The following is a 12,896-nucleotide window of genomic DNA, read 5'->3' on the forward strand; positions in this document are numbered from 1 at the left end:
CTAGCACCAGTAGCACCCGTAGCACCTGTAGCACCAGTACCACCAGCACCCGTAGCACCTGTAGCACCCGTAGCACCCGTAGCACCCGTAGCACCCGTAGCACCTGTAGCACCCGTAGCACCCGTAGCACCTGTTGGTCCTGGTTGTTCAACAGGAAAAGCACATGGGAAAGGAATATGATTACATTTATTAAATTTATTAGATCTATTCATTTTTTCACCTACCTTTTAAAAATAAATAATTTTAATATTATTTTTAAATTTAAATTTAAATAAAATACTCTATATCTTATGATTTTAAAAAAACAAATGATCTAGTAATGTTACCTAATTTCTGTTTTTATTATTAAATTACTTGTACTAATTTAGAACATTTTCCAAGTAGAAGTATAATGATTGATCACAAAAAAAATATATACATTTATATATATAAAAGAGATGGAATTTCAATCCATGTCTTTTTCTTCTTCTTGTCAGAAGTGAATTTATATCAATTATAGTCTATGTGATTTTTTGTTTTTTGGTGTTTTTAACAGAGTGTAATGGCATTTGCAATCCTATGGGAAAAATCCATAGGATTTTGTAAAAGAATTAAAGAGAATTAGTGAAGAGCCTTGATAAGAGGTAGTTGCTGGGGGTATGTCAACGGTACCGGACCGAACCCGAAAGGGAGCGGGAGGATAAGGAGTTGACATACTTACTATGCGACCCTCTTGCAGATCCAAAACGTTCACCGTTTTGGCCTGCCAACTGGCGAGGGAGCCCCTCAAGGATTGAGGGGTTGGGGAGTTGGATAGATGGGGTCTGGGGAAGAGTTCCCCAGTGGGTTTGGGCAAAGCCCAAGGTTTGTTTTTGCCATGCTAAGCATGGATCGGCAAAGCCGAAAAGCGTCGCAGACCCCTATCGATTTTGATACGTTAGTGTCAAAATACGTATAGGGTTACTCTAATTGACTCTATTTCGTCGCTTTGCTAGACTTATGGTATCAATTAATCTAGAGAAAGTGGTGACACTTTATGTTGGGTTCTATCTCATTTAATCAATCTCACCAAAGTTCATTAAGCCACAATAACAGAGAAAATATTCATGGAAATCCTGGCATCGATCTGGCCAGGTCAGAGGAGAATATTTATTTTGTTCAAAAGGACATCCGAAGTGTATACAAGGATGTCTTTCAAGAAGCGGTGGACAAGTATAACGAGAAACAAAAACGGAATGACCGTAAGATTGATGACTACTATGACAAAATACATAAAGACGATAAGACGCATGAGCAACGAGAACTCGTTGTAGCGATTGGGGAAGGAAAAGACGACCCGAAATATAGGGAAGCCAAAAAGGAGGCGCTGAAGCGCTATGCTGAGGCGTTTCAGGGGCGGAATCCAAATCTAGTAGTTTATAACATGGTTTTACATGATGATGAAGCGAATCCGCATTTACATATTAACTATGTACCGAATTTCGAAAGTAGTCAAGGATTAACGAGGCGTGTCGGAATGGATAGAGCCTTGCAACAACAAGGTGTCGAAGGAAAGGGAAGAAAGTTAATTGCGCATTGGAGAGAAGCGGAAACGGCTTATATTGAGCAATTAACGAAAGAATACATTCCGAATTTTGAACGTGCCAATGTAGGTTCACATAAATACATGAAAGTCCGTCAATACAAGGAATATGCAGAAACAAAATCACTTGTTGAGAATCAAGTACAAGAAAAAGAAACGCAGTTACAAATGATTGATTATCATTTAAAAAACGCTGAAGAGAAAACAAACGAATTACAAGTAGCGAAAAAGGGTTTAGAAAGTGATGTCGTTGCTACATACAAAGAATTAGAGATAGTGAAACAACAAATAGAGAGTGAAAGTGAAAAGCTGCAGCTAATTGGCCAGTGTCATGCAGAGTTTGAAAAAAGAGTAGAACAAATGCAAAAAGAATTAGATAGTGTTACAGATCAAGTGCCAAATGAACCTGTTAAAATTCCATTTTTACGTAAAGAAGTAGTAGTAGAAGTACAGGATAAAATGTTTGGAAAAGCTGAAATCACGAAGAAACAGACAAGAAATTATGTGTTATCACCAAAACAATATCAAGAATTGACAAAGCAAGTAAATGCAGCGGTTATTATAAAAAAAGATTATGAGCGTTTGAGAGAAACAAATTTTGTGAAAGAGAATGAAAGTTTAAAAGCCCATGCAGAGGGATGGATGAAAGAAAATCGAACGCTGAAACAAGAAAAAGGTAAGTTGCAAAAGGAAGTTGGTGTATTAAATAGAGAAATTAGCTCGTTAAAAGCTCATATAAAGGGTCTGCAGACAAATATAAGAGTTTTGTATGTACAAACGAAAAAAGTTTTTAAAGAGCAATTTAAGGCGTTTAGAGAGATTGTTAAAAATGAATTGGATAGCAAGGGAATAGATAATCAATTTGAACGTGAACATAAGAAAGAAATAAGCAGCAGACATCGAGATTTTGATAGGGAAAGATAAGAGTGATAATGATGAAAGGATTGAATTGCATTAGTTCGAAGAAGAAAAAGAGGGTTGAATGTTTTGTTTTTGTAAGAGACGGAAAGTTTTAACAAGGGGTTTCATGTTATTATAGAGAAAAACATACAAACAAGAAAAACCGCCCATGCTTTGGTCGGCAGGCGGTTTTTCATAATAAGGTTGGAATCAACCTTTATATATTCTATATACATTCTAACATATAAAAGTTGATTCCTTCCACTAAGGGAGAGAATTATTTTATGACAAAAGTTGTAGATTTTGGACAAGCTGAAAAAAAAGCGAAATTAAGAGATAGTAAGATTGATAGTATTTATGACCGGTTGCAAGCTGGTGGTTACTCAGAAGAAGAGAAAGCAATGCTTTTGCAGTTATTAAGTAAAACAACTGGTGGAGATGAGTATTTCATCGGGAAAAAGAAAAAACCTACAGATCGGGTGAGGTTTGTGCAAATTATAATGGACAATATGGAATATTTAAATCGTATTGGCTATTTTACTAATGCGGAGCAAGCGTTTTTATTGCAAATTTCTTCTTATTTGGAATTTAAAACTAATGTAATCATTGAAAAGGGTAATAGTAATGAAATTGAAACTAATGCAGCAACACCTAGTTATTTAGCTGAAAAGTTTGGTAAAACAAGAGAAAGTGTTTCTAAAACAATGAATTCTTTATTAAAAAAAGGGGTTTTAGGTGTTGCAGAAGCAGGAATGACGACTGATGATGGAAGAACTTGCACTAGCCGTACATGGTTTGTAAATCCGAATATTATGTGTTGTTCTCCAAAAGATAGTGTTGATCGAGCAACTCAACATATTTTTAAAAAGTCACTTAGAAATTTTAAAGTCATTGGAGATAATAAAAAACATAAATTGCCAGTTTACTTATTTTAGATGTCAATTTTACTATTGACATCTTTTTTTTTGTTGCTTTTACCATTTTTTAGGTGTGAAAAAAAATTCACACAGGTGTGAAAAAAAATTCACACCCTATGTCTTATAAACCCTTGATATTGCTGACTTTCTTCACTTTGCTCTTCTCACTCTTATATATATAGCTAAAAGTTCCGCAAGGAACGGGTCGTATTTTTGAGAAAAACACTCAAAAATCTCCACCCTCATAATCAAAAAGGCGATAGCCTTTTTGATTATGTCCTTGCAAAACCTTTTTCGGCTCGTGTGCTTTTCTCGCCAAGCCGACAGACAAAAAGCAAAACAATGGTTCTCGACTTGGACTAGCAAGTATACGAGCCGAACTGCTTAGATCATTCGTCTCAAAATAGTTCTTATTCAAAAAATAGATACGTAATACGTGGGGTTTCGCCCCCACACGACGAGCCAGCACTCTAGCCAAAAAGCAAATTTCAAACCAAAAGACCAGAACAAAACCATGCTAAGTAAAAAAATAATAAGCTGTCCATATGGACAACTTATTTACATAATTTTCGTTATCAGAAGTAAAATGTAACTCGAAAATAGCTAATTTTATCAATTGTTGAATGTCTGAAAAAAATCAAATCAATGATATTGTCTATATCCTTTGGCAACTTCTTGCTGCGATGACTATCATAGTGACTTTTTCTCCAGCAACCACTATTAGTGGCTAATTACCATAAGGCCTTATTTTTGAAATTTGCTGTTTTTTAGAAAGTATGTTAATTTAAGAAAGACCTATTTTTGTTCGGTTTGAGATTAAGAATAAATTTTGTTTTTCGTCTAAGGTATTTGAGCAGGGGTAGTAACATATGTGTGGGTATCCACACTAGGAGGCAACAATTATGGAACAAGGTAAAGTAAAATGGTTTAATGCAGACAAAGGTTTTGGATTCATCGAGCGTGAAGGTGGAGAAGACGTATTCGTACATTTCTCAGCTATCCAAATCGACGGTTTCAAATCTTTAGACGAAGGACAAAGTGTAACGTTTGAAGTAGAAAAAGGACAACGTGGCCCACAAGCTACTAATGTTCAAAAAGCTTAATATTAGCTGATGAAAGACCCTCTTGTAGGGTCTTTTTTTGATTTTGTTACAATATTCCGAATACAACTTTTTTAAGGGGATTTGGGGTGCTTAACTTTTAATGAAAAAGAAGATGTTAGAAATCATAATTTTAGCATTATGGGCTTTTTCTTTTAGTTATCTTGCAATTATATTAGGAATACCAAAAAACGGATTATATATAGTCGTAGGATTTCCAATCTTATTTGTTGGTGGACTTTTAATTGTGCATCTATTTCAAAATAAGAATGAAAATGGAAAATAACTTTGTTTGATTGTATATCTCATACACATCTAGTTAACATAACGTCCTATTATCGGTAGCAAGGTTTTACTAGAATTCTTGTATTTATAGGGGGGGTGTTTCTACTCTATGTAAAATCAATATACAATATTTTATACATGGTTGATTTAGCGGGGATTCTAGGGATCCCGGCTATTCTTTTTTTGCATAAAATCTTGTATATAGAAAAAAGATTTTGATGTTATTATCGAGAAGTAATACATATCAGTATTAAAATCGGAATGTATTTCGAAATCAAATCGTTTTTTAAATCGGTTGTCATATCGGTTGCAAGTGCATTCCGATTTTGATTGAAATGTTGATTTAATTGCGTTTTATGAGTGAAAAACGTATTCCGTTTTCGGGGGAGGAATGAAAATTGGAACTAAAATCGGAAATGCATACACCGAAAATTGTTGCGGATCTTTTAGGGGTCACACCCGATTTACTAAAGGTATGGTCAAACGAGTTTAACATACAAACGGAGCGAAGCCAGGGAGGGCATCGCAGGTATTCTAAGGAAAATATAGAAGAATTAAAAGCAATTAAAGAAAAAATACAGGTGCAAAAATGGTCTTACGATCAAGTTCGAGCATGGCGAAACGGGGAACTTGATTCGTTTGTTTCAAAAGAAGAAAAATCAGAATTAGAAAAGAAATTGAATGAAGTATTAGAAAATCAGCAGTTACAAAATCAATTCAATCAAGCACTTGTTCAAAAATTACAAGAAATTACGAATGAATTGGTTACGACAAAAGAGCATTTAGCGAATACGGAGAAAAAGTTAACTGAAGTAGAAGGTAAAAATAGTGAATTAGAAGTTTTTATAGAGAAGAAGCTAGAGAAGCGAGATCAGTTATTGCTTGAAAACATTAGAGATATGCAGAAGCAAAATCAGAAACAAAAACGGAAAGGTTTTTTCGGTTTGTTTAAAAATTAAATATGATTGATATTTTTGTAGGGTTCTAATGTCGGAAAAAGAAGAATAGAAATATAGCATACATACAATAAGGGAATGCAGTATAGATCAGTCTACAAGCATTCCCTTGCTATTAATATGTTATTTTTTTATAGAGTTTGAGTTATTACGATATAGGCTATGTATAGTAAAGATAAAAAGATAAATATATCTAGTGTTAAAAAAACGTATAAAATTATTTTTATTTTTTTAGATGCATCATTTTTAATCATATAGATAATGAATAGAATTGTGATTGATTGAAATAAAATGGTGAAAAATAAAAAGCTAATAGAAAATACTATAACGTTTGGTGCAAATCCGGTATTTGCAATAAGTAGTGTACTGATTATGTTAAGGATAAATGTAGTTATTATAAAAGTATATTTATAGATGTTTCTAATTTTGATCACCTACTTTAATTTTTTATTTGATAATATAGTTTTTTATTTTTATGGTTATATATAAGTATTTTGTTATTGTTTTCGTCTACAATGTAAACATCTTTTTCTTCCCAATCTATCCCATGAGATATATCTTTTTCAATGGAAAATAAAACGTCTTTATTTCTAAATGGAATTGAATTTCGATGAGCATGAATATTTATTTCATGTTTTTTTGTTTCAATGCTATAATCTCCTGAATAATTGGCGAAGAAAGGTGTTAATTTACTATAAATATATAGAATTTCTCTTTTATCGCTTTTTTGATAAAAGTGGGAATTAATAACCTTTAGATCTGATGTTTTTATGTCCTTTGGTATAAGTAAAAAGGCAATGAGACAATAAAATATAACAACAATAGTAATTAAAGAATATATGTAGAGAGAGGCTATTAATAAATATCTTTTGTAATTGCTTTGTTTTATTATCTGATTTTGCAAATTTGAATCCTCCTTTAATAAAGAATCAATTGAAACATTAAATAGATTGCTTAAGGCTAATAAATTAGTTAGATCGGGAAGACTTTTTCCTAGTTCCCATTTAGATATAACTTGTCTTGAAATAAATAATTGGCTGGCTACATCTTCTTGTGTCATGTTATTTATTAATCTTAAATTTTTTATTTTTTTTCCAATGTCCATATATGTACCTCCTTTAATTACTTTAATTATTCTAATGTTAAATAGTAAGAAACGCATCGTAGCGTTATAAAAAAAGCATGCAATAATCTGTTGCGGATCCTTTTATTGTGATTTATCTTCTTGATAATTAAGAATTAGGAAGGTGAATTATATAGTTAATAAAAGAAATTATAGGGGATAAATTTTTTATAAGTTTTGATATTAAGTAAAATATATATATTATCCATTTGTTGACAGAAACATGGATAATATATATATTTTACTTAATATTATGATTTCCTATTTAAGGGGTGCTATATGTTTAAAGATAAAAAAATGATTCGATTTGGTTTATGGCTATTTGTCTCTTTATCTGTAATTAAGTTTACTATTGGTTGTGTAGAAGGATATTATAAAGCCTCTACAGGTAATGAATTATTAATTTCAGAAACATGGAAAACAGTATTATTAGATGTTCCTGAAGGAATACTTGTTATTTTGGGAGCAATTGCTTTATATCAATTTACAAAAAAAACACCAGGAAAAACGGCATCTATGTAGATGTCGTTTTTTTGATAGATTTTAAATATGGGGTACCGTCAGGAAAATGCGGATCTACAACGTTAAGCTCATTTTTCTGACGGTACCCCCTAAAGAAGTTTTGCATTTCTGGATTGTTTGGGAAAGTTTGATCAGCCGAGCAACATAAAGATATACAAGAAATAAAAAATTGGGGTTAAACCGATGATGATATGTCCTATGAGGTTAATTCTCCAATGAATGTTTCTGATTTTGTTCTTTCCTAAAAGAAAAGTTATAACTAACACTGAAATAAGTGGGCAGAAAAAAGAAATACTGTCCCAAGGGCTGATTCTTTCAAAAATAATACGATTCAATAATGGAATTAACAAAATGAAATTAATGATTAGTAGAAGATACCCTAGTGCAATTCTCATTTTTTACCAACCTTTACACTTTTTATCTTAACTTTAACATTTTTCTGACAATAAAAAAAGGAGCTTCTTTCTTGTCAGGGATATGAGCTTAACGTTGTAAATCCGCATTTTCCTGACCGTACCCCTTTGTGGAATCGTTTATTTAATAAGTAAACAAAAAAGCTCACTCTTTGTTATATAAGGAGTGAGCTTTTTTGTTTTACTACTGATAATGATGCGTTATGTTAACTTAACATGAATACCATATACACCCAAAATTACACAACATATCGTTTCATTATAATGTTAAAATACAAAAAGGGAGGTGTAAAATCATGAATAAACTTTTAGGTTTCTTGTTTGTTGCGGTTGGCATGTGCTTTCTTATGTTAACTTTGACAATGAACGTTCAGAATGTTGCATGGGCTGTAATGTTAGGAGTCAGCATTGTGTCTAATATAGCAGGGACAACCTTATTGTTCAGATACATTAGGGAGTATAAGAAACAAGCATTTTAATTGTTTTTGCATTGTTTAAAAAAGCAAACTCCTCTCCGTTCGGGGAGGAGTTTGCTCTAATATTAAAAATTAGCTTCCTATAACGAAAATTATGTGAACTAGGAGATGATATTTTGGATGTCATCGAGATTGATTTAGAAGACGAAATGACAAAAGAAATGTTTATTAGAGTAATTAAAGATATATATCCTTCAGGGTGTTATATTTACGCCCTCATCCCTGAAAACGAAAATGAATTATTAAGTTATTTACCAGAATCTTTTGTAAGAGCTACTAAGATTAAAATGAATAGCTTTCCTAAAAGTTATGGGGTTGCTGGTTATATAAATGATATAAATTATGAATTTGTTTATTATTTCTATGAGTATGAGCATCTGATCGAATATGTCTTTTCTGCTTCTGAATTAACGGCAAATTTATTTAAGGAATTAAAAAGTTGGAAAGACTTATATAGTTATTTTGAAGAGAAGCGAATCAATCATTTGTCTATGGGTCCTGATCAACAATGGTTGTTGCATTATACTTAGATAAACTTTCAACAATACTCGATTTTTCTAGATTTCTAGATAGATTGACTGCTGATAAGTGGGGTTATGTAAACTTTTAATATGGTTTTTAATCTTTGGACAGGATTAAAATTGTTAAATAAAAATTATTTATACAAACTAATCCCTTATCTATAATAGATAAGGGATTAGTTTAATTTTGTTGTATGGTGTAAACAAAATTGAGTGTCATAATATATGGTAACATGGATATTTATGTGTTTTTTAAATTTTATTTATTCTAAACAAACAAAAAGAACTAGTATCATACTAGTTCTTTTTGTTTGTAGATCCATATTTAAGTAGTAGGGTACTACATATAAATCAATACAATATTAGAAGTAAAAGGATACCAACCTTTGTACAGATTAATTATAGCATAAATTTTCAGAAAAAATATATTTATTAGTTGGTTATTTATTCCTTGTTTTATCGCGTTTTGAATGTATACTTTTGTCAGTTGTTTTGGGGAAAATGAGTAAGTTGTAATGAAGTTAATAAAACCAAAGATTTGAATGTAAACTAATATCTAAAAGTTTACATTCGAGAAAAGTAAAAAAAGAGTCCTATTAATTTAGGACTCTTCAATGTGTAGGGACTAAGAACAACACATTATTGCCTTGTTAAAGGCATCTTCAGGGATATATACTTTGTTGTTTTTAACTTTATATGGAATATCATTTCTTTTAAGTATATTTGTATCAACAGACTCTACTGAATTACCCCATCTTATGTATTCACCGCTGTAACCTTTTGAATACCAAAATACAACAAAAAGAATCAAAAAACCTAAAAATAAAAATACTATTCTCTTTTTTTTCATTTTTTCACCTCTTTATCAATAATACATATATACATGATTTATAAAAGTGAGAGTAACTCTCATAGACAAGTATGATAAAATAAATTTTACGTTTTTTTAGGACTTCAAGATTATTAACTTGTTGTTGATGTGGTGGAGCCTCAAGTATGTAGAGATTTAAAAAAGTCCCTTAATATTAAAGGGACTTTGCTCACACAAATGATCTGCACATCAATTCATCTTTGATATACAGATCATTTGTATGATAATTTTTATAAATAATTGCTAAATAATGAACTTACATAAATGCTTTTAAAAGTTCTTGAACGAATGGAAGTGCTGCTCCTACAAATTTTAAAACTGCCATTGCGATTGCCATATTATTTCCTCCTCTTTTTTTCGTATTAAGGTATGATGATTTTTATAAATAATTGCGGAATAATGAACTTACATTACTGCTTTTAAAAGCTCTCCTACTAATGGGATGATTCCACCTAAGAATGATAAAACTGCCATTGCGATTGTCATATTATTTCCTCCTCTTTTGTTGATGCTAAGATGTGATTTATCTTTATGCTTTCATTATAGTAAGCGCTTACATTTTTATCAATACATTCTTATATGCAATATTGCATATAAGAATGTTATCATATCGAGGTGAGAGTCTTTAAGGGTTCTCCTTAATAGGAGGAAACGGATATGGAAAGAGTACAAGCGATTATTGACAGTAATCTGAAATTCAAGAGCTGGGTTAAACAGGTACTAGCTATAGGCGGAATATTAGGGTTCTGCTACTTGGTATTATATGTTTTATGTTTCTTATTTGCTATGTAAATACTAGATAACTACACTAGTGGAGTCTTGCCTACAGAGGTAAGGCTCTTTTGTTGTACCTGAGGTAAACAAACTATACACAATACCTCTCTCAAGCTTTTCAGATTACGCTGTATGGTGCATTGCTCCTCTGATGGTACAAATATATAGGTTGATGGACATGTAGCTCTACTCCTAAAAAATGAAATTCAACATACAATGCCATGAGCATTTACAACATAGTTTTTACTATTGACGAAACTGAAAGTTTACTTTCATAAATAAAAAAGAGTTTGGACTATTTAGGACTCTTGGAAATAGTAATGAGTTTTATTTTCTGCGTGGATTGTAAGAAAGAAAAGAGCAGGATCTGAATCCAGATTCTGCTCTTTTCCTTAGTTGGCAATTACATTTAAGATGGTTTACTCTCGACAAACCTTGTTTTTACTTTTTGAGATTACCAGATGATATTGGGTGTCTACAAGATTTTATGCAAGATTGCATGAATAAAGAAATTATAGTATCCGAAAAATAATTCAAGTCAAATTTACAGTAAATGAAGAAGATAACGTTTAGTATATCAAATGAATTGAGGGAGAAGTGGTTTATGGGTGTTGGTCAATCAAAACGGACCTAGCGAAGCGAAGGGAGTATTTGACTTGACCAACTGAACGTCACCCAAACCCTCTTGGCATTGAACAAACAACCGTTTGTTCCTGCCAACCGGCGAGGGAGCCCCTCAAGGATTGAGGGGTTGGGGAGTTCGATTGATGGGGTCAAGGGGAAGAGTTCCCCTTGTAGGTTCGGACAAAGTCCGAGGTCTTTTTGCCATGTTAAACATGGCTCGGCGGAGCCGAAAAGCGTCGCAGACCCCTATCATTTTGATGCGTTAGCGTCAAAATACGTATAGGATTACGTCAATTGACACAATTTCGTCGCCTTGCTAGACTTATTGTATCAATTAATCTAGGGAAAGTGGTGGCACTTTATGTTGTTCTCTATCTCATTTAATCAATCTCACCAAAGTTCATTAAGCCATAATAACAGAGAAAACATTTATGGGAATCCTGGCATCGATCTATCCAGGTTAGACGAGAATATCTACTTTGTTCAAAAGGATATCCTAAGTATATACAAGGATGTCTTTCAAGAAGCGGTGGACAAGTATAATGAGAAGCAAAAACGAAATGACCGTAAGATTCAGGACTACTATGACAAAATACATAAAAATGAAAAGACACATGAGCAACGAGAATTGGTTGTAGCGGTTGGAGAGGGTAAAAATGACCCAAAGTATAGGGAAGCTAAAAAAGAAGCGTTAAAACAGTATGCGGAGGCGTTTCAAGGGCGAAATCTAAATCTAGCAGTCTATAACATGGTTTTACATGATGATGAAGCAAATCCGCATTTACATATTAACTATGTACCGAATTTCGAAAGTAGTCGAGGATTAACGAGGCGTGTCGGAATGGATAGAGCCTTGCAACAACAAGGCGTACAAGGGAAAGGGATGGAGCTAATTGCGAATTGGCGTGCATTGGAAACGGCTTATATTGAGGAATTGGCTAGAGAACAAATTCCGAATTTTGAACGTGCTAATGTGGGTTCACATAAGTATATGAAAGTTCGTCAATACAAGGAATATGCTGAGGCAGTTTCCAACATAGAGAATCAAATTACCGAGATAAGCAAGCGATTGCCCAATAATAAAATTACGCTTAAGACCAAAAAGAAAGAAATTAAAACGGAGGTAAAACCAAAATTAATTGGTAAACCTGAAATCATTGAGAAAGAAACAGGCAATTATGTTTTTTCTCCAAAGCAACTTGAAAAAGTAGAAGACTTGATAACCGCAGCAGTCACTGTAAAAAAAGATTATGAGCGTTTGCAGAATACGGATTTGGTAAAAGAAAATAGGGAATTGAATCGTCAAGTTGATAGTTTGTATGATTCTTTAAAAGAATCCCAAAAGATAAATTTAGAGTTGAAAGAGGAAAATAGAAAATTAAATACTGAAATAGGCTCATTAAAAACACATTTAAAGGATTTGAAGGAGAATATAAGAGTTCTGTATCAACAGACGAAAAAAGCTTTTAAAGAGAAATTTAAGGTGTTTAGAGGGATTATTAAAAATGAATTGGATAGCAAGGGAATAGATAATCAATTTGAACGTGAACATAAGAGAGAAATAAGCAGACATCGAGATTTTGATAGGGAAAGATAGGCGTGATAATGGTGAAAGCATTGTATTGCATGAGTTCGAAGAAGAAAAAGAGGATTGAATGTTGTGTTTTTGCAAGAGACGGAAAGTTTTAACAAGGTGTTTCATGTTATTATAGAGAAAGACGTATACACGAGAAAAACCGCCCCAGCTTTGGCCGGCGAGGCGGTTTTTCATAATAAGGTTGGAATCAACCATTTATATATTCTATATACATTCTAACATATAAAAGTTGATTCCTTCCACTAAGGGAGAGAAT

General features: G+C 32.6%; 11 protein-coding genes and 1 pseudogene. 9 read left to right on the top strand and 3 right to left on the bottom strand.

All coding sequences use genetic code 11. From position 1 onward, the window contains the following. Window positions 1–212, bottom strand: a pseudogene (locus tag BWGOE10_RS18325) (hypothetical protein); the annotation flags it as partial. 803 nt (window positions 213–1,015) lie between these two features. On the opposite strand from BWGOE10_RS18325, the gene BWGOE10_RS18335 reads away from it, so the two are divergent. The 5 genes from BWGOE10_RS18335 (at window position 1,016) to BWGOE10_RS18360 (ending at window position 5,722) form a co-directional block, all read left to right on the top strand. Then, window positions 1,016–2,485, top strand: coding sequence for a plasmid recombination protein (locus BWGOE10_RS18335; RefSeq protein WP_070145986.1), 1,470 nt, complete (start codon window positions 1,016–1,018; stop codon window positions 2,483–2,485). 260 nt (window positions 2,486–2,745) lie between these two features. Further along, the gene (locus BWGOE10_RS18340; protein ID WP_059037928.1) at window positions 2,746–3,396 is read left to right on the top strand and encodes a hypothetical protein; all 651 of its coding nucleotides are present in this window, start codon (window positions 2,746–2,748) and stop codon (window positions 3,394–3,396) included. 884 nt (window positions 3,397–4,280) lie between these two features. After that, complete coding sequence (locus tag BWGOE10_RS18350; protein ID WP_002204369.1) at window positions 4,281–4,481, top strand: cold-shock protein; 201 nt, start codon at window positions 4,281–4,283, stop codon at window positions 4,479–4,481. Window positions 4,482–4,581: 100 nt separating this feature from the next. Next, a complete protein-coding gene (locus BWGOE10_RS18355) occupies window positions 4,582–4,764 on the top strand; it encodes a hypothetical protein (RefSeq protein WP_033714597.1) in 183 nt (60 codons plus the stop codon). A gap of 397 nt (window positions 4,765–5,161) precedes the next feature. Beyond that, a complete protein-coding gene (locus BWGOE10_RS18360; protein WP_018783718.1) occupies window positions 5,162–5,722 on the top strand; it encodes a MerR family transcriptional regulator in 561 nt (186 codons plus the stop codon). 436 nt (window positions 5,723–6,158) lie between these two features. Here the strand turns inward: BWGOE10_RS18360 and BWGOE10_RS18365 are convergent, their stop codons facing one another. Further along, entirely contained in the window at window positions 6,159–6,824 is a 666-nt protein-coding gene (locus tag BWGOE10_RS18365; RefSeq protein WP_070144500.1) for a helix-turn-helix domain-containing protein, read from the bottom strand. A 297-nt stretch (window positions 6,825–7,121) separates the two neighbouring features. Here BWGOE10_RS18365 and BWGOE10_RS18370 point away from each other — a divergent pair, with 297 nt between their 5' ends. The 3 genes from BWGOE10_RS18370 (at window position 7,122) to BWGOE10_RS18380 (ending at window position 8,783) form a co-directional block, all read left to right on the top strand. Then, on the top strand, window positions 7,122–7,364 hold the full coding sequence (locus BWGOE10_RS18370) for a DUF3937 family protein (RefSeq protein ID WP_070144501.1): 243 nt from the start codon (window positions 7,122–7,124) through the stop codon (window positions 7,362–7,364). Window positions 7,365–8,073: 709 nt separating this feature from the next. After that, window positions 8,074–8,256, top strand: a complete 183-nt coding sequence (locus BWGOE10_RS18375; protein WP_070144502.1) for a hypothetical protein — start codon at window positions 8,074–8,076, stop codon at window positions 8,254–8,256. A gap of 113 nt (window positions 8,257–8,369) precedes the next feature. After that, window positions 8,370–8,783 (top strand): hypothetical protein, encoded by a 414-nt coding sequence (locus BWGOE10_RS18380; protein WP_016127980.1) that lies wholly within the window; start codon window positions 8,370–8,372, stop codon window positions 8,781–8,783. A gap of 616 nt (window positions 8,784–9,399) precedes the next feature. Here the strand turns inward: BWGOE10_RS18380 and BWGOE10_RS18385 are convergent. Beyond that, window positions 9,400–9,624, bottom strand: a complete 225-nt coding sequence (locus BWGOE10_RS18385) for a hypothetical protein (RefSeq protein WP_070144503.1) — start codon at window positions 9,622–9,624, stop codon at window positions 9,400–9,402. A 1,780-nt stretch (window positions 9,625–11,404) separates the two neighbouring features. On the opposite strand from BWGOE10_RS18385, the gene BWGOE10_RS18395 reads away from it, so the two are divergent. Continuing rightward, complete coding sequence (locus tag BWGOE10_RS18395) at window positions 11,405–12,640, top strand: plasmid recombination protein (protein WP_070144498.1); 1,236 nt, start codon at window positions 11,405–11,407, stop codon at window positions 12,638–12,640. Window positions 12,641–12,896 lie beyond the last annotated feature (256 nt).

It is taken from the genome of Bacillus mycoides (genome assembly GCF_001757995.1).
In the GTDB taxonomy this organism is placed as follows: domain Bacteria; phylum Bacillota; class Bacilli; order Bacillales; family Bacillaceae_G; genus Bacillus_A; species Bacillus_A mycoides_B.

Bases quoted from the DNA above. Each gene is read 5' to 3' on its own strand.
- BWGOE10_RS18385 (WP_070144503.1), bottom strand. From the start codon at position 9,624: ATGAAAAAAAAGAGAATAGTATTTTTATTTTTAGGTTTTTTGATTCTT.
- BWGOE10_RS18340 (WP_059037928.1), top strand. From the start codon at position 2,746: ATGACAAAAGTTGTAGATTTTGGACAAGCTGAAAAAAAAGCGAAATTA.
- BWGOE10_RS18350 (WP_002204369.1), top strand. From the start codon at position 4,281: ATGGAACAAGGTAAAGTAAAATGGTTTAATGCAGACAAAGGTTTTGGA.
- BWGOE10_RS18370 (WP_070144501.1), top strand. From the start codon at position 7,122: ATGTTTAAAGATAAAAAAATGATTCGATTTGGTTTATGGCTATTTGTC.
- BWGOE10_RS18335 (WP_070145986.1), top strand. From the start codon at position 1,016: ATGTTGGGTTCTATCTCATTTAATCAATCTCACCAAAGTTCATTAAGC.
- BWGOE10_RS18395 (WP_070144498.1), top strand. From the start codon at position 11,405: ATGTTGTTCTCTATCTCATTTAATCAATCTCACCAAAGTTCATTAAGC.
- BWGOE10_RS18365 (WP_070144500.1), bottom strand. From the start codon at position 6,824: ATGGACATTGGAAAAAAAATAAAAAATTTAAGATTAATAAATAACATG.
- BWGOE10_RS18355 (WP_033714597.1), top strand. From the start codon at position 4,582: ATGAAAAAGAAGATGTTAGAAATCATAATTTTAGCATTATGGGCTTTT.
- BWGOE10_RS18375 (WP_070144502.1), top strand. From the start codon at position 8,074: ATGAATAAACTTTTAGGTTTCTTGTTTGTTGCGGTTGGCATGTGCTTT.